The sequence below is a fragment of the Sphingomonas sp. CFBP 8765 genome, assembly GCF_014841445.1.
Lineage (GTDB): Bacteria > Pseudomonadota > Alphaproteobacteria > Sphingomonadales > Sphingomonadaceae > Sphingomonas > Sphingomonas aerolata.
Map to the genome: position 1 here is coordinate 174,019 of NZ_JACYTY010000001.1, position 21,318 is coordinate 195,336.

Consider the following 21,318-nt stretch of genomic DNA (forward strand, 5'->3'; position numbering starts at 1 on the left):
CTCATGTCGGGATCAGTTGTGCGACTGCGAATAATAGGATTGCAAGGGCCGTACTTCAAGGCTGTGCGTCGAAAGCTTCGCGATCGCCTTGGCTGCCTCGAGCGAGGCGGGGGCGGTCGTGAAGTAGGGAATCCGCTGGCCGAGCGCGGACGCGCGGATCGGCTGCGAGTCCTTCAGGCTCTGCCACCCCTCGGTCGTGTTGAAGATCAGCGCGATGTCGCCGTCCTTGATCCGGTCGACGATATGCGGCCGGCCCTGCGCGACCTTGTTGACCGTTTCCACCGGCAGGCCGGCGCGGGCGAGATGTTCCGCGGTGCCCCCGGTCGCGACGATCGAGAAGCCGGTGTCGACCAGCGCCTTGACCGCCTCGACGATCATCGCCTTGTCGCTGTCCTTCACGCTGACGAAGACGCTGCCCTTGGTCGGCAGGATCGTCCCCGCGCCGAGCTGTGCTTTCGCAAACGCGATCGTGAAATCGGGATCGATTCCCATGACTTCGCCGGTCGACTTCATTTCGGGTGACAGCACGGGATCGACGCCGGGGAACTTGTTGAAAGGGAACACCGCCTCCTTCACCGCATAATAATCGATATGCCGGTCGATCTTGGGCAGGTCCTTCAGCTGCTCGCCCGCCATCACGCGCGCGGCGATCTTGGCGATCGGCGCACCGATCGCCTTGGCGACGAACGGCACGGTCCGCGACGCGCGCGGATTGACCTCGATGAGGTAGACCAGCCCGTCCTTCACCGCGAACTGGATGTTCATGAGGCCCACGACCGACAGCGCATGCGCGAGCGCGACCGTCTGCCGCTCGATCTCGGCGACGATTTCCGCCGACAGCGAGTACGGCGGGATCGAGCAGGCGCTGTCGCCCGAATGGACGCCCGCCTCCTCGATATGCTGCAGCACGCCCGCGACGACGACATCGGTCCCGTCGCAGATCGCGTCGACATCGACCTCGATCGCATCGCGCAGATACTGGTCGATCAGCACCGGCGAGTCGCCCGACACCTGCACCGCGGTCGCGATATAGTGCTCGAGCTGCCCCAGCGTGTCGACGATCTCCATCGCCCGCCCGCCAAGCACATAGCTCGGTCGCATCAGCACCGGATAGCCGATCCGCTCGGCCGCCGCGACCGCCTCGTCGCGGCTGCGCGCAAGGCCATTGGCGGGCTGCCGAAGCCCCAGCTTGGTGATCAGCGCGGCGAACCGCTCGCGGTCCTCCGCCAGATCGATCGCGTCGGGCGTCGTCCCCAGGATCGGGATCCCGGCGGCTTCCAGTGCGCGCGCGAGGTTCAGCGGGGTCTGCCCGCCAAACTGCACGATCACGCCGACCAGCTCGCCCTTCGACGCCTCGACATGCAGGATCTCGAGCACGTCCTCGGCGGTCAGCGGCTCGAAATACAGCCGGTCGCTGGTGTCGTAATCGGTCGACACGGTCTCCGGATTGCAGTTGACCATGATCGTCTCATAGCCCGCATCGGCGAGTGCGAAGCACGCATGGCAGCAGCAATAATCGAACTCGATCCCCTGCCCGATCCGGTTCGGCCCGCCGCCGAGAATGACGATCTTCTTCCGGTCGGTCGGCGCGGACTCGTTCTCGGGCTCGCCAAAGCTCGGCGCCTCGTAGGTCGAATACATATACGGCGTCTTGGCGTCGAATTCGGCCGCGCAGGTATCGATCCGCTTGAACACCGGCCGCACGCCGAGCTTCAGGCGATGCTGGCGCACCTCCTCCTCGGTCACGCCGCCGGTCATCGCCTTGACGACCTCGTGGATCAGCCCCGACCCGCGCGCGATCCCGCGGTTCATGCCGCGCAGATTGGCGGATTGCAGCGCGAGCCAGGCGAGCCTCTTGTCGCTGAAGCCCATGCTCTTCAGACGCCGCATCCCCGCCGCGTCGATCGGCAGCCCGTCCTTCATCACCTCGGCCTCGGCCGCGATGATCTCGGCGATCCGCTCGAGGAACCACGGATCATACTTTGCGATCGCGTGCACCTCGGCGACGGTGAAGCCCTCGCGCAACGCCTGCGCGGCGACCAGCAGCCGGTCGGGGGTCGCGACGGCCAGTGCCGCCTCGATCTCCGCGCGCGGCGCGCCGACCAGATGGTCGACCTGGTTGAAGCCCGACAGCCCGGTCTCGAGCCCGCGCAGCGCCTTCTGCATCGATTCATGGATGTTGCGGCCGATCGCCATCACCTCGCCGACCGACTTCATCGCGGTGCCGAGCGTGCTCGACGCGCCCTTGAACTTCTCGAACGCAAAGCGCGGGATCTTGGTGACGACATAGTCGATCGTCGGCTCGAAGCTCGCGGGCGTCGCGCCGGTGATGTCGTTCTCGATCTCGTCGAGCGTGTAGCCGACCGCGAGCTTGGCCGCGACCTTGGCGATCGGGAAGCCCGTCGCCTTCGACGCCAGCGCCGACGAGCGCGACACGCGCGGGTTCATCTCGATGACGACCAGCCGGCCGTCCTTCGGATTGACTGCGAACTGGACGTTCGAACCGCCTGTTTCGACACCGATTTCCCGCAGCACCGCGATCGATGCGTTGCGCATGATCTGGTATTCCTTGTCGGTCAGCGTCAGCGCCGGCGCGACCGTGATCGAATCGCCGGTATGGACGCCCATCGGATCGACATTCTCGATCGAGCAGATGATGATCGCGTTGTCCTTGCGGTCGCGCACCACCTCCATCTCGTACTCTTTCCAGCCGAGCAGCGATTCCTCGATCAGCACCTCGGTGGTCGGCGACAGGTCGAGCCCGTTGCGGACGATCGCGATGAACTCCTCGCGGTTATACGCGATGCCGCCGCCCGATCCGCCCATCGTGAAGCTCGGCCGGATGATCGACGGAAGCCCCGTCTTTTCAAGCCCTTCGAGCGCTTCCTCGACAGTATGTGCGATCGCCGAGCGCGCGCTTTCCAGCCCGATCCGGTCCATCGCGTCGCGGAACTTCAACCGGTCCTCCGCCATGTCGATCGCATCGGCATCCGCACCGATCATCGTCACGCCGAACTTCTCGAGCGTACCGTCATGGAACAGCGCGAGCGCGGTGTTAAGCGCGGTCTGCCCGCCCATCGTCGGCAGGATCGCGTCAGGCCGTTCCTTCTCGATGATCTTGGCGACGATCGCGGGCGTGATCGGCTCGACATAGGTCGCGTCGGCCAGCTCGGGATCGGTCATGATCGTCGCGGGGTTCGAATTGACGAGGACGATCCGGTAACCCTCCTCCTTCAACGCCTTGATCGCCTGCGTGCCCGAATAATCGAACTCGCACGCCTGGCCGATGACGATGGGTCCTGCGCCGATGACGAGGATCGAGGTGATGTCGGTGCGTTTTGGCATTTACTTCGATTCCGTTGGCGGCTCGGAAATATACCCGAGCATGATGCGGCGGTCTGTATTCCTAGAAAGGTAACATCTGCCCGCTTTGGTGAGCTTGCCGACCGGGCCGGCTCTCACCAATGCGCGCGTTGCATGATAGCTTTCGAGTGAGATCTGACACGTCTGGGCGATTTGTTCATCGCTCTGTTCCTTCTGCGCGCAAGCCGACTGGCTGACGACCAGGCTCGCAAGGAACAGCAGCAGCTTCATAGCATTCCCACAAACCGCTCGAACAGATACAGACTGTCCTGCGGCCCCGGGCTCGCCTCGGGGTGATACTGCACCGAAAACGCCGGCTTGTCGGTCAGCTCGAGCCCCGCATTCGACCCGTCGAACAGCGACACATGCGTCTCGCGGACGTTCGCCGGCAGGCTGTCGCGCTCGACCGAGAAGCCGTGGTTCATGCTGGTGATCTCGACCGCGCCGTCGGACAGGCGCTTGACCGGATGGTTGGCGCCGCGGTGGCCCTGGAACATCTTGGTCGTGGTCGCGCCGACCGCGAGGCCGAGCAGCTGGTGGCCGAGACAAATGCCGAACAGCGGCTTGCCTGTCTCGAGCAGCTGGCGGATCACCGGCACGGCATATTCGGCGGTCGCGGCGGGATCGCCGGGGCCGTTCGACAGGAAGATGCCGTCGGGGGCGAGCGCCATAACCTCGTCATAGGTCGCGGTAGCGGGCACGACGGACACCTTCGCACCCGCCGCGACGAGGTTGCGGAAGATGTTGCGCTTCGAGCCGTAGTCGATCGCGACGACATGCGGGCGGGCCTTGCTCGCGACGGGGGCATCGCCTTCGCCCGGCGCGAACGATTGGGGCGACGCATCCCCTTCCCCGTTCGTGCTGAGCGCAGTCGAAGCACCGCTCTCCCCATAGCCGAACCCAAGCCGCCACGTGCCGCCCGGCGCCTGATCGCCCCAGCCATAATGCATCTCGGTCGACACGCCCTTGGCGAGGTCCATGCCCTCGAGCCCCGGCCAGCCCCGCGCCATCGCCAGCAGCGCGGCGACGTCGAACTCGCCGCTCGCCGAATGCGCGATCACGCCGTTGGGCGCGCCGCCGACGCGGATCCGCCGCGTCAGCGCGCGCGTGTCGATCCCCGACAGGCCGATCCGCGCATGCCGCTTCATCCAGCCGTCGAGGCCCTCGACGGCGCGGAAGCTGGACGGCTGCGTCACGTCCTCGCGGACGATGATGCCGAGCGCATGCGGGCCGTCCGCCTCGATATCGTCGGGGTTCGCACCGACATTGCCGATATGCGGAAAGGTGAAGCAGATCATCTGCCCGGCGAAGGACGGATCGGTCAGCACCTCCTGGTACCCGGTCATCGCGGTGTGGAAGCACACCTCGCCGACCGCCTCGCCCTCGGCGCCGAACCCGCGCCCCCAGATCACGTCGCCATTGGCAAGCACGAGCACGCCGGTCGCGCCGGCGGGCTTTGCCGAAGACATGGGTGTAGGCTGGGCGTCGGCCATCAGGCTGGGCACTCTCTTTACGTTGACGATGTCGCTAAGTGGTGTCCGCTAAGGCCGGCGTGCCGCAGCGTCAATCTGTTAAACCTTGGCTCGACGCGCTATCGCGTCCGGCTATCCCGAACCGCCTGAAAGACCCGTATATGATTCGCGACGACATCAAGGCCGCGCAGCTCACCGCGATGAAGGCCGGCGACAAGGAGAGCCGAAACGCCATCTCGTTGATCCAGGCCGCAATCAAGAACCGCGACATCGAGGCGCGGACCGGCAAGGCGCCCGAAAGCGACGACGCGCTGGTGATCGAAGTGCTCCAGAAGATGGTCAAGCAGCGTCGCGAGTCGATCGAAATGTTTTCGAACGGCGGCCGCCAGGAACTCGCCGACGCCGAGGCCGCCGAGGTTGCGGTGATCGAACGATTCCTGCCCGCGCAGATGAACGAGGCGGAAACGACGGCCGCGATCCTCAAGATCAAGGACGAGCTCGGCGCGACCGGCATGAAGGACATGGGCCGCGTCATGGCCGAACTGAAAGCCCGCCATGCGAGCGAACTGGACATGAGCAAGGCGAGCGGGCTGGTTAAGGCGGCGCTGTCTTAAGAAGATTTGTTCGCGCGGAGGCGCGGAGGCGCGGAGGTGTTGCGCTCGCCGGGAGCGGGCGAACACCACTATCGCCGCGAAGCGGCAGGCTGGATCGACATTTGCGCTGACGCGCAGCATTAGCCCCGGACGCACCCCCTCCGCGCCTCCGCGCGAACAAACCCTGCTTCTTCTCCTCTTCGGATTGCAGGTATCACCCCAACAGTGATACCGAGCTATACTCGCGCGCATGGCCCTGACCCCGCAATTTCTGGACGAGCTGCGCGGCCGTACGTCGCTGTCGGCGCTGATCGGCAAGACCACCAAGCTCACCAAGGCCGGGCGTGAGCACAAGGGCTGCTGCCCGTTCCATAACGAGAAGACGCCCAGCTTCTACGTCAACGACGACAAGGGCTTCTACCACTGCTTCGGCTGTTCCGCGCATGGCGACGCGATCAAGTGGATGACCGACCAGCGCGGCCTGCCGTTCATGGACGCGGTCAAGGAACTCGCCCAGGCCGCCGGGCTCGACATGCCCGCGATGGACCGCCAGTCCGCCGCCAAGGCCGAACGCGCCAAGGGCCTGCACGAGGTGATGTCCGACGCCGCCGACTGGTTCGTCGAGCAGCTGAACGGCCTCGCGGGCAACGATGCGCGCGCGCTGCTCGACCGCCGCGGCATCACGCCGGAGACCGCCCGCGCGTTCGGCATGGGGTTCGCCCCCGACAGCCGCGGCAAGCTGAAAGCCGCGCTGAAAACCTACGGCGACCCGATGCTCGTCGAATCGGGCATGCTGATCAACGTCGAGGGCAAGGATCCCTATGACCGGTTCCGCGGCCGGCTGATGATCCCGATCCGCGATCCGCGCGGCCGGACGATCGCGTTCGGCGGGCGCGTGCTCGACGGCGGCGAGCCCAAATATCTCAACTCCCCCGACACCCCGCTCTTCGACAAGGGCCGCACGCTCTACAATCTCGACCGCGCCGCCCCCGCGTCGCGGAAATCGAGCCGCGTGCTGGTGGTCGAGGGCTATATGGACGTCATCGCGCTCGCCCAGGCCGGGTTTGGCGAAGCGGTCGCCCCGCTCGGCACCGCGCTGACCGAAGCACAGCTCGAACGGCTGTGGCGGATGGTCGACGTCCCCCTCCTCTGCTTCGACGGCGACTCTGCCGGCCAGAAGGCAGCCCTGCGCGCCGCACACCGCGCGCTCCCCCTGCTCGCCCCCGGCCGCAGCCTCGCCTTCGTCACGCTCCCGCAGGGCCAGGACCCCGACGATCTCGTCCGCTCGGGCGGCCCCGGCGCGTTCGAGGCGCTGTTGAAGGCCCCCGAACCGCTCGTCGACCGCCTCTGGGCGTCCGAAGTCGCCGCCGAGGCGCTCGACACCCCCGAACAGCGCGCCGGCCTCAAGCGCCGCCTCCACGAGCTTGCGGAGGGCATCGGCGACGCCTCGGTGAAGCAGGAATACCAGTCCGAGTTCAAGGACCGCTTCTACAAGCATTTCAAACCCGTCCGCGCGCCGTTCGTCCCCCGCGGCGAACGCCCCAAGGGCGGGTGGAAGCCGCCTTCCGCGCCGGTCACCGAGGACGCAAAGGCCTTCCTCGCCACCGGAATTGACCGCGTGCTCGCGAAGGCGGTGCTCGCCGGGCTGATCCGCCATCCGGTCGAGATCGCCCGCCACATGGAGGTGCTGGGGCCGCTCCAGCTCATCGACGGCGCACTCGGCCGGCTGTTCGAGGCGGTCGTCGATGTTGCACTTGAGGACCAGAAGCTTGATAGCGGCCGCTTGCTCACCATATTGGCGAGGTCCGGTTTCAATTCAGTCGCGAGTGACCTGTTGCGAGCCGATACGATGCCCTACTCGTTCACGCAGACCACGGCCGATCCCGCCCGCGTCCGCGCCGACCTAGACGAGGCGATCGCGATCATGGTCGCGCGTCCCGAGGTCGATGCGGCGCTCAAACAGGCGACCGCGGCGATGCAGACGCACTTCACCGAAGATGCGTTCGAACGACAAGTGGCAATGGTAAGAGAGAAACAGGCGTTGGAAGTCCGACTTGCAAATCTTGTACAGTCGAACGAAGACGCCCGAGCGTTGGGTACCGAGGGCGATTGATGGCTAAGGCGAACATGGCGGAACCCGCCGAGACGAACGACACCGGCGATGCGCCACTGATCGACATGAACGATGCGTCGATCAAGAAGGTCATCGCGCGCGCCAAGAAGCGTGGCTACATCACCTATGATCAGCTCAACGAGGCCTTGCCGCAGGGCGAGATGTCGTCCGACCAGATCGAGGACATCAGCGCCGCGCTGAGCGAGATGGGCATCAACATCGTCGACAACGACGAAGCCGGCGAGGAAGGCGAGGCCGAGCCCGCCAAGGACGACGACGACGAGCCCGAGGCCGCCGACGCCGAAGCCGACACAGGCCCCGCGATCGAGAAGAAGAAGGAGACCGTCGATCGCACCGACGATCCGGTCCGCATGTATCTTCGCGAGATGGGCGCGGTCGAGCTGCTCAGCCGCGAGGGCGAGATCGCGATCGCCAAGCGGATCGAGGCGGGTCGCGACACGATGATCCTGGGTCTGTGCGAATCGCCGATCACCTTCAACGCGATCATCGACTGGTCGACCGCGCTCAACGAGGGCACGATGCAGCTGCGCGAGATCATGGATCTCGACGCGATGCTCTCGAAGGACCCCGCGCCCGAGGCGATGGCCGAGGACGGCGAGGCCGACGACGGCGAGATCAGCGAGAAGAACGCCGGCCCCTCGTTCAAGGAAGAGGCCGAGCCCGAAGAGCCGTCCGCCGACGAGGACGAGGACGGCGAGCGCCGCGCCCCGCGCGCGTCCGACGACGAGGAGGAGGACAACACCCTCAGCCTCGCGCAGATGGAGGAACAGCTCAAGCCGATCGCGCTCGAGCGCTTCGCCAACATCACCGCGCTCTACAAGAAGTTCAGCAAGATCCAGCAAGCCCGCGTCGACGCGATGGGCATCGGCGGCGATTTCTCCGCAGCCGACGAGCGCAAGTACCAGAAGCTGCGCGAGGAGCTGACGGCCGAGGTCGAGAGCGTCCAGTTCCACAACGCCAAGATCGAATATCTCGTCGATCAGCTCTATGCCTATAACCGTCGCCTGACCGCGCTGGGCGGCCAGATGCTGCGCCTCGCCGAGCGCCACAAGGTGCCGCGCAAGGACTTCCTCGATCGCTATATCGGTCACGAGATCGACGAGAACTGGCTGGCGACGGTCAACAAGGTCGACAAGAAGTGGACCGCGTTCGTCGCCAACGAGAGCGAGGCGGTCGAGCGCATCCGCGCCGAGATCGCCGACATCACGCAGCAGACCGGCATGGCGCTCACCGAGTTCCGCCGGATCGTCAACATGGTCCAGAAGGGCGAGCGCGAGGCGCGTATTGCCAAGAAGGAAATGGTCGAGGCGAACCTGCGTCTCGTGATCTCGATCGCCAAGAAATACACGAACCGCGGTCTTCAGTTCCTGGATCTCATCCAGGAGGGCAATATCGGCCTGATGAAGGCGGTCGACAAGTTCGAGTATCGCCGCGGCTACAAGTTCAGCACCTATGCGACCTGGTGGATCCGCCAGGCGATCACCCGCTCGATCGCCGATCAGGCGCGCACGATCCGCATCCCGGTCCACATGATCGAGACGATCAACAAGCTGGTCCGCACCAGCCGCCAGTTCCTTCACGAGCAGGGCCGCGAGCCCACGCCCGAGGAGATGGCCGAGCGCCTCTCCATGCCGCTCGAGAAGGTCCGCAAGGTGATGAAGATCGCCAAGGAGCCGATCAGCCTCGAGACGCCGATCGGCGACGAGGAGGATTCGCATCTCGGCGACTTCATCGAGGACAAGAACGCGATCATCCCCGTCGATGCCGCGATCCAGGCCAACCTCAAGGAAACCGTCACGCGCGTGCTGGCGAGCCTCACCCCGCGTGAGGAACGCGTGCTGCGCATGCGCTTCGGCATCGGTATGAACACCGATCACACGCTCGAGGAAGTCGGCCAGCAGTTCAGCGTGACCCGCGAGCGCATCCGCCAGATCGAGGCAAAGGCACTGCGCAAGCTCAAGCATCCGAGCCGCAGCCGGAAAATGCGGAGCTTCCTCGACCAGTAAGGGTTGCGGAATTTCTGATCGAACGAACGGGCCGCGGTGGAAACACCGCGGCCATTTTTTTGGCGACCGTTTCTAACTGGTTAGCGTAATGGCCAGACCTTGCGATCAAGCAAAAAGCTATCGTCGACCATGTATGAATTGAAAAATTCATCATGCCCAAAGAGGACATCAATACCCTCACGGTAGCTCGCTTCTCGTACTAGCCCTGAGAAAATGCAGGACATCCACCGAACAACTGCGAGCGTGTAAAATCGACCATACCGTTGCGCCCATTTCGTTTGCCCGGTCCGCTCTGATGCAGTTTCAACGTCAGACATCGCGCGGCCACTCTCGTCGGTGAACCTGACAAGCGTCACCCCGCCAATCAACTCACTGATGATTTTTGCTCTATCTTTTACGCCTACTTCAGCGCGTTTGCCGCGGTAATGCTTGTCCAATATCAGCTCAACAACATCGTTCCACCATTTAGTCACAGGCTCGCTGTGCGGTTCAAAGTGGGGATTACCGATAGCTTGAAAGTTCGCATACCGCCCCCTTGAGGCGTCCGCAAAAGCATCAAGGCATTCGATCACGGCGGCGCAAATCGGGTCGTTAGGACTAATGGACGGAAGCGATATGGCCCGGCGCACCGATATTTCGCTTACATTTTTTATCAAATTATCGATTTTATGCCCGAACTTTCTAACAACGTTCGGCGGTGGTAGCTTTCCACGACTTGTCATCGCGAAGTCCGCAATCAGTATAAGCTTAGCGAGCCTCTCGATACCGACGGATAAGGCGAAAAATGCCGTGTAATATTCGCCGAACCCACTCCCATAGCTCGCGCGACCTAAGGCAGTAGCACCCGAGCCAATCAGATGACTTACCAACGATGATTCTCGGTTCAGCGCTTGCCACTCCGGCATATCCAACGGATCAGGCCTGACTTTCATTCGCGATCCTGACCCTTGTATAGATTATGCGTGTTCAGTGTCTTCGATCGATCATTGACGAAGGTTGGAAAGTTTACCTGCCTTAAGCGAAACGACAAATAGAAATACGGACGAGGCTTGCTTCATATATTAATCGCGATCCCTCAATCCTCCCCCGCCAGGGGGAGGTGGCGCCGAAGGCGTCGGAGGGGGAGGATACGGAACAGAGGCCATCCCTTACCGCCCCCTCCGTCTGGCAAATGCCAGCCACCTCCCCCTTGCGGGGGAGGAATTACGGTCGAACCGCACCGGCAATCCCTCTAAAGCCGCCGCCATGCCCCGCCTGATCCTCTTCAACAAACCCTACGACGTCCTCAGCCAGTTCACCGACGAGAAGTCGCCGACGCCGCGCGCGACGCTGTCGCAGTTCGTCGACGTGCCCGGCGTCTATCCGGCGGGGCGGCTGGATCGGGACAGCGAGGGGCTGTTGCTGCTGACCGACGACGGTCGCCTTCAGGCGCGGATCGCGGATCCGAAGTTCAAGCTGGCCAAGACCTATCTCGTGCAGGTCGAGGGCGAGGCGGGCGAGGCCGCGCTCGATGCCTTGCGCGACGGCGTCGTGCTGAAGGACGGCCCCACCCGCCCCGCCGAGGTCGAACGGATCGACGCACCCGACCTCTGGCCGCGCGTGCCGCCGATCCGCGTGCGTGCGAGCATCCCCGATTGCTGGCTGAGGATCACGATCCGCGAAGGCCGCAACCGCCAGGTCCGCCGGATGACCGCGGCGATCGGCCACCCGACGCTGCGGCTCGTCCGCTGGAGCATCGGCGACTGGACCCTGGCGGATCTCGCCCCCGGCCGCTGGCGCGACGCCTGACCCGGCCCCGCGCCGCCCGCCTCAACACCACGGCCCACGATCCATACAGGCCACCACCCCACCCACACCGTCATCCTGACGAACGTCAGGACCCAGGGCCAAAAAGACTGCCACCCCACCCACACCGTCATCCTGACGAAAGTCAGGACCCAGGGTCACAAGTGCTGCCCTCCATGGCGCGCGTCATCGCCCGGCCCGCTGTAAGGAACGCTGCTGGCCAAAATGCCGCAAAAAGTGCAGCCTGCCGGCATGGCCTGGTCTGATCCAGCCTCGACTCGCACCCCCGCCTCCGCGGCCGCCGGGTCATGCCCGACAGGGGGTCGACACCCCCGCGCGAAAAAACGCGCTATCGTCTCAACATTCGCAACATTCGCGGCCCCCGCCCCCGCCCCTGCTCTCGCCGGATGCCGGACGACGGGCACGAAAAAGGGCGCGGGGACCATCGCCCCCGCGCCCTCGATCGCGTCTCGCAGGACCCGATTACTCGGCGGCTGCGGTGCCCTTGGCGGGGCGCATGTCGCGACGCTCGGCGATACGCGCTGCCTTGCCGGTGCGGCCACGCAGGTAATACAGCTTGGCGCGACGCACGGCGCCCTTGCGGACGACTTCGATCGAATCGACGTTCGGCGAGTAGAGCGGGAAGACGCGCTCGACGCCCTCGCCGAAGCTCATCTTGCGCACGGTGAAGTTGCTGCCCATGCCCTTGTTCGAGCGCGCGATGCACACGCCCTCATAGTTCTGAATACGCGTGCGCTCGCCTTCGACGACCTTCACGCCGACCTTCAGCGTATCGCCGGGGCGGAAATCGGGGATCGTCTTGTTGGCCAGGAATTTCGCGATGTTCTCGGCTTCGATCGTCTGCAACAGGTTCATAGTCAGTCCTCGTGTCGCCGCGCGCCAGAGGGCGACTGGACCCGAGCGCCCTCATGGCGCTCCCAAAGGTCCGGTCGCCGTGACCGTGTATCGATCTCCGCGCGGCGTTTGCGCCATGCGTCGATCTTCGCATGATCCCCCGATCGCAGCACCTGCGGGATCGTGCGCCCTTCCCATATCTGAGGTCGGGTATAATGCGGATATTCGAGAAGCCCCGTTTCGAAGCTCTCGTCATCCCCACTAGAAGCCGCGCCCATTACGCCGGGCAGCAGCCGAATGCAAGCATCGAGCAGCACCAGCGCGCCCATCTCGCCGCCCGACAGGATATAGTCGCCGATCGACACCTCCTCGATGTCGCGCGCCTCGAACAGGCGCTCGTCGAACCCCTCGAACCGTCCGCACAGCACGGTGACGCCGGGGCCTGCTGCGAGCTCACGGACGCGCTCCTGTGTCAGCGGCCTGCCGCGCGGCGTCATCGCCAGCACCGGCCGCCCGTCCGCGACACTGTCGATCGCCGCGGCGACCACGTCCGCGCGCAGCACCATCCCCGCGCCGCCACCCGCCGGCGTGTCGTCGACCGAGCGATGCTTGTCGGTCGCGAAGTCGCGCAGCTGGACGGGCTCGCATGACCACCGCCCCTCCCCCAGCGCCCGCCCGGCCAGCGACGTGCCGAGCGGCCCGGGGAACATCTCGGGGTACAGCGTCACGATCGTCGCCGCCCAGGGCAGCTCGCCCGCCGCCAGCCGTGCCAGCCGCGCCTCCTCCTGCGCCGCGGCGAGGATCTGGGGGACGACGTCGGCGGGAAAGTCACACCCCCGCGCCTTCAGCCATTTCAGACGCGCAAGGAACGCGTCGGCGCTGTCCTCGACATACTCCGCCTCCACCCCGCACCGTTCGACGGCAGGCTCGGCGACCTGCGCGACGTACCGGCGCACCCCGTCCGCGGTGTGCGACGCATAGGCGTGGAGATCGCCTTCCGACCAACGACAATAGCTCATGCCGCACGCCGCTATCACTCCCGCGCCCGGCTTGCGATAGCGATCGAGCGTTTCGCCACCGGAACGGAATTGCCGCGCCGCGCTTATAGCGGGATGGACGATTGCATCATCATCGGCGCCGGCCCCGCAGGCCTCACCGCCGCGATCTATCTCGCGCGGTTCCACCTCTCGATCCGGCTGTTCGACTGCGGCAGCAGCCGCGCCGCGCTGATCCCCTGCACGCACAACCACGCCGGCTACCCCGAAGGCATCCGCGGCACCGACCTCCTCGCCCGGATGCTGGCACAGGCGGAGACCTATGGGGCGGTACGCGAGGCCGCGCGGGTCGATGCGATCGAGGTCGACAACGACGGCTTCACCGTCCGCCTCGGCGACCGCCGCGCCCGCGCCCGCAGCGTCCTGCTGGCAACAGGCGTCGTCAACAACCGCCCCGCCATGCCAGACGCGCTCCATGACGAGGCCCTGGAGGCCGGGCTTCTCCGCTACTGCCCGATCTGCGACGGCTATGAGGTCACCGACAAGCGCGTCGGCGTGATCGGCACCGGCGACCACGGCATGCGCGAGGCGCTGTTCCTGCGCGGCTACACCGCCGACGTGACGCTGATCGCCCCGGACGGCGGCCATGATCTCGACGCGACGTGCGAGGCCGCGTTGGACGACGCCGGCATCGTCCGCGTCGGCGGCCCTTGCGGCAACTACGCGATCGAAGACAACCGGTTCTCGCTCGACACGGTCGACGGGCGGCTGTCGTTCGACAGCGTCTATCCGGCGTTAGGCTCGGTGATCCGCTCGGAACTCGCCGTCGCCGCCGGCGCGCGCGCGACGGACGAAGGCTGCCTAGAGGTCGACGACCATCAGCGCACCTCGATCCCCGGGCTGTTCGCGGCGGGCGACGTGGTGAAGGGGCTCGACCAGATCAGCCACGCGATGGGCGAAGCCGGAGTGGCCGCAACGACCATCCGCAACATGCTGTCGGAGCAGCGCCCGATCCGGCGCTGACTTTGGATGCCTCACCGCGAAGGCGGGGCCCCCGCGTTCGTGAAAGAGCTAAGCTCGAAGGAACTATTCGGTAGCGAAAGACGCCTCGACTACGAGTCGTTCCGCATCCCACTCTGGAACCGCCTCAACGCGCATCGGCACCATGAACCGCTTTGCAGTCGGCCGTTCGATCTCGATCACGTCGCCCGCACCGAAATTATCGATTGCGACAACGCGTCCGATCGCCTCACCATCGGTAGAGACGACGGGGAGCCCGATCAGGTCGGTGTGGTAATATTCGCCATCCTCGAGCGGTGGCAACGACGATCGCGGCACCGTCAATTCGGTCCCGCGCATCGCTTCGGCAGCGTTCCGATCGGCGACCTCGGCAAAGCGAGCGATCGTGCCGTTGTTGCCAGGGCGCGCCGACTTGAGCGTCAGCGTACCGTCGTTGAAACTCTTATAGCCCGACATGGTCTCGGCAAAGACCTTCAGCCGCACTTCGCCGCCGATACCGTGCGCGCCGATCACGACGGCGAGGGTGACGCTACCCTTGCGCGGAGCCGGTGTCGGGTCCGGGGCTATCGTCGGCGCCTTCTGCGGGGTCTTCGGCGGAGACGCCTTCATTGCTGGCATCTTCGATGTCCTCGGGTGCGGGGGCTGTTCTTGGATCTGGATCGGGGGTCATCATGCGCTCCTTGTGGGTGATGGACCGACAAAGAACGCATGAACCGCCATTCGGGTGCGGGCGTGGCCCACTCCAAACCGTCATCCTGCGCTAGACCCAGGATCCAGAGCCAAGGACGCTGCCGTCTCTGGCGCTGGATCCCAGCCTTCGCTGGGATGACGTGGAAGACGATCTTACGAAGCGGCTTCTTCGGTCTCGGCAGGAGCATCCGCGTCGGCAGCAGGTGCCGCCTTTGCAGCCGCTTCGGCCTCGGCAGCTTCGGCCGCCTTGGTCGCACGCTCTTCAGCGCGCTCGGTGGCCTTCTCGCCGGGCTTGCCCTTGTTCGGGTTGTTGCGGGCCGAACGCTCAAGAACGCCTGCTGCGTCAAGGAAGCGGGCGACGCGGTCGGTCGGCTGTGCGCCGACGCTCAGCCAATGCTTTGCGCGATCGGCGTCGAGCTGCACGCGCTGCTCGTTGTCCTTGGCGAGGAGCGGGTTGTAGTTGCCGATCTTCTCGATGAAGCGGCCATCACGCGGGCTGCGCGCATCGGCAACGACGATCTTGTAATAAGGACGCTTCTTGGAGCCGCCACGTGCGAGACGAATGTTAATTGCCATGATATTTTCCTTCGTTTTCTAATATTTCGCCCGGCAAACGCCGGGGTAATGGGTTGAGTAAGAGGTTATTTCTTCTTCAGAAAATCGTCGAAGCCCGCAGGCAGCTGTGGCATCTTCCCGCCCAGACCCGGCAGGCCACCCCCGGAATTGCCCCCAGGGAGCCCACCTGCGCCGGCCTTGTTGAGCATGTCGCCCATCTGCGGCCCGCCGATCGCGTTACCGATGCCGCCAAGACCGCCACCCATGCCGCCCTTGCCGAGCATCGCCATCATGCCCTTCATGCCGCCCATCTTCTTGATCTTCTTCATGGCGGTCGACATTTCGAGGTGCATCTTGAGCAGCTTGTTGACCTCCTGCACCGTGGTGCCGGAGCCCTTGGCGATGCGGATCTTGCGCTTGGCGTTGATCAGCTCGGGCTTGGCGCGCTCCTTGATGGTCATCGATCCGATCATCGCATCCATGTGGACGAGAACTTTCTCGCCGCCGACCGAAGCGACCGCGCCCTGCGCCTTCTTCATGCCGGGGATCATCCCCGCCAACGCGCCGAGCCCGCCCATCCGCTGCATCTGCGCCAGCTGAGCCCGCAGGTCGTTCATGTCGAACTGACCCTTGGCCATCTTGGCCGCCATCCGCTCGGCGTCTTCGGCCTGGATCGACTCCGCGGCGCGCTCGACGAGGCTGACGACGTCGCCCATGCCGAGGATCCGCCCGGCGACCCGCTCGGGATGGAACGCCTCGAGCGCATCGAGCTTCTCGCCGGTACCCGCAAACTTGATCGGCTTGCCGGTAACCGCACGCATCGACAGCGCCGCACCGCCGCGCGCATCGCCGTCCATCCGGGTCAGCACGATCCCCGTCAGCGGCACCTGATCGGAGAAGTTCTGCGCGACGTTGACCGCATCCTGACCCGTCAGCGAATCGACGACGAGAAGGATCTCGGCCGGGTTCGCGACGTCGGCGACCGCCTTCATCTCGTCCATCAGCGCCTGATCGACATGGAGGCGACCCGCGGTATCGAGCATCAGGACGTCGAAGCCCTGCAGCTTGGCCGCCTGCATCGCGCGCCGTGCGATATCGACCGGCTGCTGGCCGGTGACGATCGGCAAGGTCGCGACCGAAATCTGCGTGCCGAGCGTCGCGAGCTGTTCCTGCGCGTTCGGGCGATTGACGTCGAGCGACGCCATCAGCACCTTCTTGCGATCGCGCCCACCCGGCCCTGCCGACAGCCGCTTGGCAATCTTGGCGGTGGTGGTCGTCTTGCCCGAGCCCTGAAGCCCGACCATCATGATGATCGCGGGCGGCGTGACGCCCAGATCGAGCTCGGACGCATCCGCGCCCAGCATCTCGACCAGCGCATCGCTGACGATCTTGACGACCTGCTGCCCCGGCGTGACCGAGCGCAGGACGTTCTGGCCGATCGCCTTCTCGGTCGCCTTATCGACAAAGTCGCGCGCAACGGGCAGCGCGACGTCGGCTTCGAGCAGCGCTACACGAACCTCGCGCATCGCCGCGCGCACGTCCGCTTCGGTCAGCGCACCCCGGCCGCGAAGGCGGTCGAAGACGCCGCCAAGACGATCGCTCAGGCTTTCGAACATCGAGACACTCCCAATCACCATTACCGGACACATGACGACGCCCAACGCAAAAGCGCCGGCGGGCGAAACCTCGCCGGCCAGCGTGCATCCTTGGATGCTCGTCACATGTGCCCCGTAACGGAACGTGGCGTGCTGCTTACGCGACCCGGGCCGCCGACGCAAGCGACCCGTCCGTCGATGCGCTGCGACGGCGTCCAGCGTCAAAGTCCCTCCCCGGCATATTGGACGGATCGACGCTCTTAACCGGTCCTACACTTATGCTATGTCATATGTGTGTCCGCCCCGACCTCACAGGCGATCCAGCCCATGACCGCACCGCCGGCGGCGACCCGTTCGCCCCGCACCATCAACCGGGAATTCGTCACCGGCGCCGTGACCGGGGCTGCAGCGTTGATGCTCGTCGGTACGGGCGGCGCCGTTCTGGTCGGCATCTTTGCCCGTCTGACGGGACGCAGTTCCGGTATCGACCAAGGTCTGGTTGTCGCCGTGCTGCTCAACGTCGCGCTGTTGCTCTTTGGCTGCCTGCGCTATCGCACGCTCACTGCCGAGCTCAACGAGGCGACCGATGCGGGTCATCGCGCCCGCGTTCTGGCACAGCGGGATTCGCTGACCGGATTCCTCAATCGCCGCAGTCTGTCCGAAGATGGCGCGACCCTGTTCGGCAGCGCGAGACGCCGGGGCAAGGTGGTGGCGATGCTCACGATCGACGTCGACTTCTTCAAGAGCGTCAACGACATGCACGGCTATGCCGTCGGCGACCAGGTGCTCGTCCATGTCGCGGAAACGATCGCGGCCATCGCCCCCACATCAAGCCTTCTGGCACGCTTGGGTGCGGACGAGTTCGCCTGCGCCTTCGTCTTCGATCCGGCGCATCAAGGGGTAGCCGATCGGATCGCGGAGCGTCTCGTCACCGGCTTCGCGCGGCCCTTCCGTGCGAACGGCGTCGACATTCACGCCACCGTGTCGATCGGTGTCGCGCGTTCTGACGCGGACTGTGCCTCGATCGACGCGCTGTTGCGCAACGCGGACATCGCCCTCCACGCGGCCAAGACGGCGGGCCGCAATCGCCACGTCTGGTTCAACACCGCGATGGAGCAGTCGCTGCAGGTGCGTGGCGAGCTCGAGTCCGGACTTCGCCTCGCGGTCGCCGCGCAGGACATCATTCCTTATTTCGAACAGCAGGTGGATCTCGCCACGGGGCTTACCACCGGGTTCGAGGTTCTGGCGCGCTGGGACCATCCAACACGCGGGATGATCCCCCCGGACGTCTTCATCCCGATCGCCGAGGAGATCGGCGTCATTGGCGACCTGTCACTGTCGCTCATGCGCCAAGCCTGTACTGCGGCACGCGACTGGGATTCGGCGCTGACGCTGTCGATCAACATTTCCCCGGTACAGCTGCGCGACGCATGGCTGGCGCAAAAGATCATCAAAACGCTGGTCGAGACGGGCTTTCCCGCCAGCCGGCTCGAGATCGAGGTCACCGAAAGCGCGCTGTTCGACAATCTGGCGCTTGCCCAGTCGATCGTCGGCAGCCTGAAGAATCAGGGCATCCGGCTGGCGCTCGACGATTTCGGCACCGGCTTTTCGAGCCTTGCGCATCTGCGCGCGCTCCCGTTCGATCGCATCAAGATCGACCACAGCTTCGTCGCGTCGATCCTCGACAATGCGGAGAGCATGGCGATCGTCAACACGATCGTCCGGCTTGGCGACAGCCTGAACCTGCCGGTCACCGCCGAGGGCATCGAGGATGCCGCGGTCGAGGAGCGGCTGCGCGCGCTCGGCTGTGCCAAGGGACAGGGCTATCTCTACGGTCGCCCCATGAACGCCGCGCAACTGCGTCGACTGCTCGCCGAACAGCGCCTGCTCGCACACCAGCCCGATGGCGACTTCCCGCCGGTCCGCGGCATTGCGCCACGACTCGCGGGCTGATCGCGGACCCGCTCCGGCCTGACCACGGACGTCCCGACTGCCCAGCGGCCATCCTTACTCCAGCCCGGCGCTGCAAGCCGTGGACTTTGCCCCCCGCCCCTCCTAGATCGCGCATCATGCCGTCTGCCCCGCTGCCAGAGGTCGTCAGCCTCGGCTGCCGTCTCAACATCGCCGAAAGCGAGACCATCCGCGCGCTCGTCGCCGGGCGGGACGTGGTGGTGGTCAACAGCTGTGCCGTCACCAACGCGGCAGTAAAGGCGACGCGGGTTGCGATCCGCCGGGCCCGGCGCGATCGCCCGGATGCGCAGATTGTCGTCACCGGATGCGCAGCGCAGATCGACCCGGGTGCCTTCGCGGCGATGCCCGAGGTCGATCGCGTGATCGGCAATGCCGACAAGCTCTCCCCAGCCGCATGGGCCACGCTCGCACCGGTGGTCGTCAGCGACATCATGCAGGTTCGCGAAACCGCGCCGCATCTGGTTGCTAGCTTTTCGTCGCATGCCCGCGCCTTTGTGGAAGTCCAGAACGGCTGCGATCATCGCTGCACCTTCTGCGCGATTCCCTTCGGACGCGGACCAAGCCGCTCCGTCCCCGCGGGCGCGGTCGTCGACCGGGTCGCCGGGCTGGTCGATGCGGGACACCGCGAGATCGTGCTGACGGGCGTCGACCTGACCAGCTATGGCCCCGACCTTCCCGGCGCCCCCACGCTCGGCCAGCTTGTCGAGCGCATTCTGCACGCGGTGCCGCGGCTCGAGCGGCTCCGTCTGTCGTCGCTCGACGGCATCGAGATCGACGACCGGCTCTTCGCGCTTCTGACGACCGAGCCCCGGATCATGCCGCACGTCCACCTCTCGCTCCAGGCGGGCGACGACATGGTGTTGAAGCGGATGAAACGACGTCATTCGCGCGCCGAGAGCGTGGCGCTCGTCCAGCGGCTCAAGACCGCCCGTCCCGACATCGCGATCGGCGCGGACCTGATCGCCGGGTTTCCGACCGAGGACGAGGCGATGTTCCAGAACACGCATGCGCTGATCGCTGACTGCGACATCGTCCATTCGCACATCTTCCCCTATTCACCGCGGGCCGGCACACCCGCCGCCCGGATGCCGCAGGTCGAGCCCGAGATCCGCCGCCGACGCGCCGCGATCCTCCGCGAGACGGGCCAGGCTGTTCGCGCGGCATGGTTGCAGAAGCTGGTTGGGACGACGCAGCACCTGCTGGTCGAACGTCCGGGCGACCGCGGCCATGTCGGAAATTTCGCGGAAGTCCTGCTGGACGCGCCTGCGGCACCCGGCGACATCCTTCGAATCACGATCACCGGCGTTCTGGGCGAGCGCCTGAGCGCAACACGGGAATCCCTATGAGCACCACCCCAAGCTGGCACGACAAACTCATCGGCGGCTTCAAGCGTACCTCGGACCGGCTCGTCGGCAATCTCGCGGGCCTCAGCGGCGCGCGGCTCGACGATGCGACGCTCGATGAGATCGAGGAGGCGCTGATCGCATCGGACCTCGGTCCCGAAACCGCCGGCCGCATCCGCCATCGTCTTGCCGAGGGCAGTTTCGAGCGCAACATGGAAGAGCTCGGCATCCGCGTCATCGTCGCGGAAGAGGTCGAAAAGGTCCTCGCCAAGGTCGCCAAGCCGCTCGAGATCGACGCCTTCCCGCGCCCGCAGGTTATCCTGGTGATCGGCGTCAACGGGTCGGGCAAGACCACCACCATCGCCAAGCTCGCGCATCTCCTGATGGAACAGGATTACGGCGTCATGCTGGCGGCGGGCGACACGTTCCGCGCCGCTGCGATCGGCCAGTTGCGCACCTGGGCCGAGCGCGTCGGCGTGCCGATCGTCACCGGACCGGAAGGCGGCGACGCAGCGGGCGTCGTCTGGGATGCGGTAAAGAAGGCGACCGAGACGGGGATCGACGTGCTGATCGTCGACACCGCCGGCCGTCTGCAGAACAAGCGCGAACTGATGGACGAGCTCGCCAAAATCCGTCGCGTGCTCGGCCGTATCAATCCCGAGAGCCCGCACGACATCGTCCTCGTCCTCGATGCGACGACGGGGCAGAATGCGCTCCAGCAGATTGAAGTCTTCAAGGAGGTGGCGGGCGTGACCGGCGTCGTGATGACCAAGCTTGACGGCACCGCGCGCGGCGGCGTGCTGGTCGCAGCGGCGGAGAAATACGGCCTGCCGATCCACGCGATCGGTATCGGCGAAGGCATGACGGACCTGCGCCCGTTCGACGCAAACGAGGTCAGCCGGATCATCGCGGGCGTCGAAAGCGTCCGAAAATAACACGCC

17 protein-coding genes are annotated in these 21,318 nt (G+C 65.5%); 8 read left to right on the plus strand and 9 right to left on the minus strand.

Annotation, left to right across the window (positions count from 1 at the left end; translation table 11 throughout):
• Window positions 1-12: 12 nt before the first annotated feature.
• The 3 genes from carB to carA are packed head-to-tail and all read right to left on the minus strand — an operon-like array spanning window position 13 to window position 4,856.
• Window positions 13-3,345: a carbamoyl-phosphate synthase large subunit gene (gene carB, locus IFT87_RS00795; protein ID WP_192007202.1), complete on the minus strand. Its 3,333-nt coding sequence runs from the start codon at window positions 3,343-3,345 to the stop codon at window positions 13-15.
• The gene (locus tag IFT87_RS00800) at window positions 3,346-3,594 is read right to left on the minus strand and encodes a hypothetical protein (protein WP_037532155.1); all 249 of its coding nucleotides are present in this window, start codon (window positions 3,592-3,594) and stop codon (window positions 3,346-3,348) included. It lies immediately after the preceding gene.
• Window positions 3,591-4,856, minus strand: coding sequence for a glutamine-hydrolyzing carbamoyl-phosphate synthase small subunit (gene carA, locus IFT87_RS00805; RefSeq protein ID WP_192007204.1), 1,266 nt, complete (start codon window positions 4,854-4,856; stop codon window positions 3,591-3,593). Before carA ends, IFT87_RS00800 begins: the two co-directional genes overlap by 4 nt.
• A gap of 140 nt (window positions 4,857-4,996) precedes the next feature.
• On the opposite strand from carA, the gene IFT87_RS00810 reads away from it, so the two are divergent.
• The 3 genes from IFT87_RS00810 to rpoD all read left to right on the plus strand — a co-directional run bounded on the left by IFT87_RS00810 (window position 4,997) and on the right by rpoD (window position 9,568).
• Complete coding sequence (locus tag IFT87_RS00810) at window positions 4,997-5,449, plus strand: GatB/YqeY domain-containing protein (protein WP_031440182.1); 453 nt, start codon at window positions 4,997-4,999, stop codon at window positions 5,447-5,449.
• Between the two features lie 229 nt (window positions 5,450-5,678).
• The gene (gene dnaG, locus IFT87_RS00815; RefSeq protein ID WP_192007205.1) at window positions 5,679-7,541 is read left to right on the plus strand and encodes a DNA primase; all 1,863 of its coding nucleotides are present in this window, start codon (window positions 5,679-5,681) and stop codon (window positions 7,539-7,541) included.
• Window positions 7,541-9,568 (plus strand): RNA polymerase sigma factor RpoD, encoded by a 2,028-nt coding sequence (gene rpoD, locus IFT87_RS00820; protein ID WP_031393714.1) that lies wholly within the window; start codon window positions 7,541-7,543, stop codon window positions 9,566-9,568. The genes dnaG and rpoD overlap by 1 nt, the downstream gene beginning before the upstream one ends.
• Before the next feature lie 80 nt (window positions 9,569-9,648).
• Here rpoD and IFT87_RS00825 read toward each other — a convergent pair whose 3' ends face one another.
• The gene (locus IFT87_RS00825) at window positions 9,649-10,500 is read right to left on the minus strand and encodes a hypothetical protein (protein WP_082451685.1); all 852 of its coding nucleotides are present in this window, start codon (window positions 10,498-10,500) and stop codon (window positions 9,649-9,651) included.
• Between the two features lie 313 nt (window positions 10,501-10,813).
• Here IFT87_RS00825 and IFT87_RS00830 point away from each other — a divergent pair, with 313 nt between their 5' ends.
• Window positions 10,814-11,356 (plus strand): pseudouridine synthase, encoded by a 543-nt coding sequence (locus IFT87_RS00830; protein WP_192007207.1) that lies wholly within the window; start codon window positions 10,814-10,816, stop codon window positions 11,354-11,356.
• Between the two features lie 480 nt (window positions 11,357-11,836).
• Here the strand turns inward: IFT87_RS00830 and rplS are convergent, their stop codons facing one another.
• Entirely contained in the window at window positions 11,837-12,229 is a 393-nt protein-coding gene (gene rplS, locus IFT87_RS00835) for a 50S ribosomal protein L19 (RefSeq protein WP_031395442.1), read from the minus strand.
• A 2-nt stretch (window positions 12,230-12,231) separates the two neighbouring features.
• Complete coding sequence (trmD, locus tag IFT87_RS00840) at window positions 12,232-12,957, minus strand: tRNA (guanosine(37)-N1)-methyltransferase TrmD (protein WP_192007682.1); 726 nt, start codon at window positions 12,955-12,957, stop codon at window positions 12,232-12,234.
• 363 nt (window positions 12,958-13,320) lie between these two features.
• Between trmD and IFT87_RS00845 the strand changes: the two genes are divergently transcribed.
• Window positions 13,321-14,226 carry an NAD(P)/FAD-dependent oxidoreductase gene (locus IFT87_RS00845; protein WP_037528512.1) on the plus strand — a complete coding sequence of 302 codons (906 nt, stop codon included), beginning with the start codon at window positions 13,321-13,323 and terminating at the stop codon, window positions 14,224-14,226.
• Window positions 14,227-14,289: 63 nt separating this feature from the next.
• On the opposite strand, the gene rimM is transcribed toward IFT87_RS00845, so the two are convergent.
• The 3 genes from rimM to ffh form a co-directional block, all read right to left on the minus strand.
• Window positions 14,290-14,832 (minus strand): ribosome maturation factor RimM, encoded by a 543-nt coding sequence (gene rimM, locus IFT87_RS00850; RefSeq protein ID WP_037528514.1) that lies wholly within the window; start codon window positions 14,830-14,832, stop codon window positions 14,290-14,292.
• 234 nt (window positions 14,833-15,066) lie between these two features.
• Window positions 15,067-15,489, minus strand: a complete 423-nt coding sequence (rpsP, locus tag IFT87_RS00855) for a 30S ribosomal protein S16 (protein ID WP_031439660.1) — start codon at window positions 15,487-15,489, stop codon at window positions 15,067-15,069.
• A gap of 65 nt (window positions 15,490-15,554) precedes the next feature.
• On the minus strand, window positions 15,555-17,084 hold the full coding sequence (ffh, locus tag IFT87_RS00860) for a signal recognition particle protein (RefSeq protein WP_031439661.1): 1,530 nt from the start codon (window positions 17,082-17,084) through the stop codon (window positions 15,555-15,557).
• Window positions 17,085-17,390: 306 nt separating this feature from the next.
• On the opposite strand from ffh, the gene IFT87_RS00865 reads away from it, so the two are divergent.
• The 3 genes from IFT87_RS00865 (at window position 17,391) to ftsY (ending at window position 21,312) form a co-directional block, all read left to right on the plus strand.
• Window positions 17,391-19,016, plus strand: a complete 1,626-nt coding sequence (locus IFT87_RS00865; protein WP_042466603.1) for a putative bifunctional diguanylate cyclase/phosphodiesterase — start codon at window positions 17,391-17,393, stop codon at window positions 19,014-19,016.
• Window positions 19,017-19,132: 116 nt separating this feature from the next.
• Window positions 19,133-20,380 carry a tRNA (N(6)-L-threonylcarbamoyladenosine(37)-C(2))-methylthiotransferase MtaB gene (gene mtaB, locus IFT87_RS00870; RefSeq protein WP_031439662.1) on the plus strand — a complete coding sequence of 416 codons (1,248 nt, stop codon included), beginning with the start codon at window positions 19,133-19,135 and terminating at the stop codon, window positions 20,378-20,380.
• Window positions 20,377-21,312: a signal recognition particle-docking protein FtsY gene (gene ftsY, locus IFT87_RS00875; RefSeq protein ID WP_031396330.1), complete on the plus strand. Its 936-nt coding sequence runs from the start codon at window positions 20,377-20,379 to the stop codon at window positions 21,310-21,312. The genes mtaB and ftsY overlap by 4 nt, the downstream gene beginning before the upstream one ends.
• Window positions 21,313-21,318 lie beyond the last annotated feature (6 nt).

Excerpts from the sequence above, each read along its gene's own strand:
- dnaG (WP_192007205.1), top strand. The coding sequence starts at position 5,679 with ATGGCCCTGACCCCGCAATTTCTGGACGAGCTGCGCGGCCGTACGTCG.
- IFT87_RS00810 (WP_031440182.1), top strand. The coding sequence starts at position 4,997 with ATGATTCGCGACGACATCAAGGCCGCGCAGCTCACCGCGATGAAGGCC.
- ftsY (WP_031396330.1), top strand. The coding sequence starts at position 20,377 with ATGAGCACCACCCCAAGCTGGCACGACAAACTCATCGGCGGCTTCAAG.
- rpoD (WP_031393714.1), top strand. The coding sequence starts at position 7,541 with ATGGCTAAGGCGAACATGGCGGAACCCGCCGAGACGAACGACACCGGC.
- mtaB (WP_031439662.1), top strand. The coding sequence starts at position 19,133 with ATGCCGTCTGCCCCGCTGCCAGAGGTCGTCAGCCTCGGCTGCCGTCTC.
- IFT87_RS00825 (WP_082451685.1), bottom strand. The coding sequence starts at position 10,500 with ATGAAAGTCAGGCCTGATCCGTTGGATATGCCGGAGTGGCAAGCGCTG.
- IFT87_RS00830 (WP_192007207.1), top strand. The coding sequence starts at position 10,814 with ATGCCCCGCCTGATCCTCTTCAACAAACCCTACGACGTCCTCAGCCAG.
- carA (WP_192007204.1), bottom strand. The coding sequence starts at position 4,856 with ATGGCCGACGCCCAGCCTACACCCATGTCTTCGGCAAAGCCCGCCGGC.
- rimM (WP_037528514.1), bottom strand. The coding sequence starts at position 14,832 with ATGAAGGCGTCTCCGCCGAAGACCCCGCAGAAGGCGCCGACGATAGCC.
- carB (WP_192007202.1), bottom strand. The coding sequence starts at position 3,345 with ATGCCAAAACGCACCGACATCACCTCGATCCTCGTCATCGGCGCAGGA.
- ffh (WP_031439661.1), bottom strand. The coding sequence starts at position 17,084 with ATGTTCGAAAGCCTGAGCGATCGTCTTGGCGGCGTCTTCGACCGCCTT.
- rplS (WP_031395442.1), bottom strand. The coding sequence starts at position 12,229 with ATGAACCTGTTGCAGACGATCGAAGCCGAGAACATCGCGAAATTCCTG.
- IFT87_RS00865 (WP_042466603.1), top strand. The coding sequence starts at position 17,391 with ATGACCGCACCGCCGGCGGCGACCCGTTCGCCCCGCACCATCAACCGG.
- rpsP (WP_031439660.1), bottom strand. The coding sequence starts at position 15,489 with ATGGCAATTAACATTCGTCTCGCACGTGGCGGCTCCAAGAAGCGTCCT.
- IFT87_RS00800 (WP_037532155.1), bottom strand. The coding sequence starts at position 3,594 with ATGAAGCTGCTGCTGTTCCTTGCGAGCCTGGTCGTCAGCCAGTCGGCT.
- IFT87_RS00845 (WP_037528512.1), top strand. The coding sequence starts at position 13,321 with ATGGACGATTGCATCATCATCGGCGCCGGCCCCGCAGGCCTCACCGCC.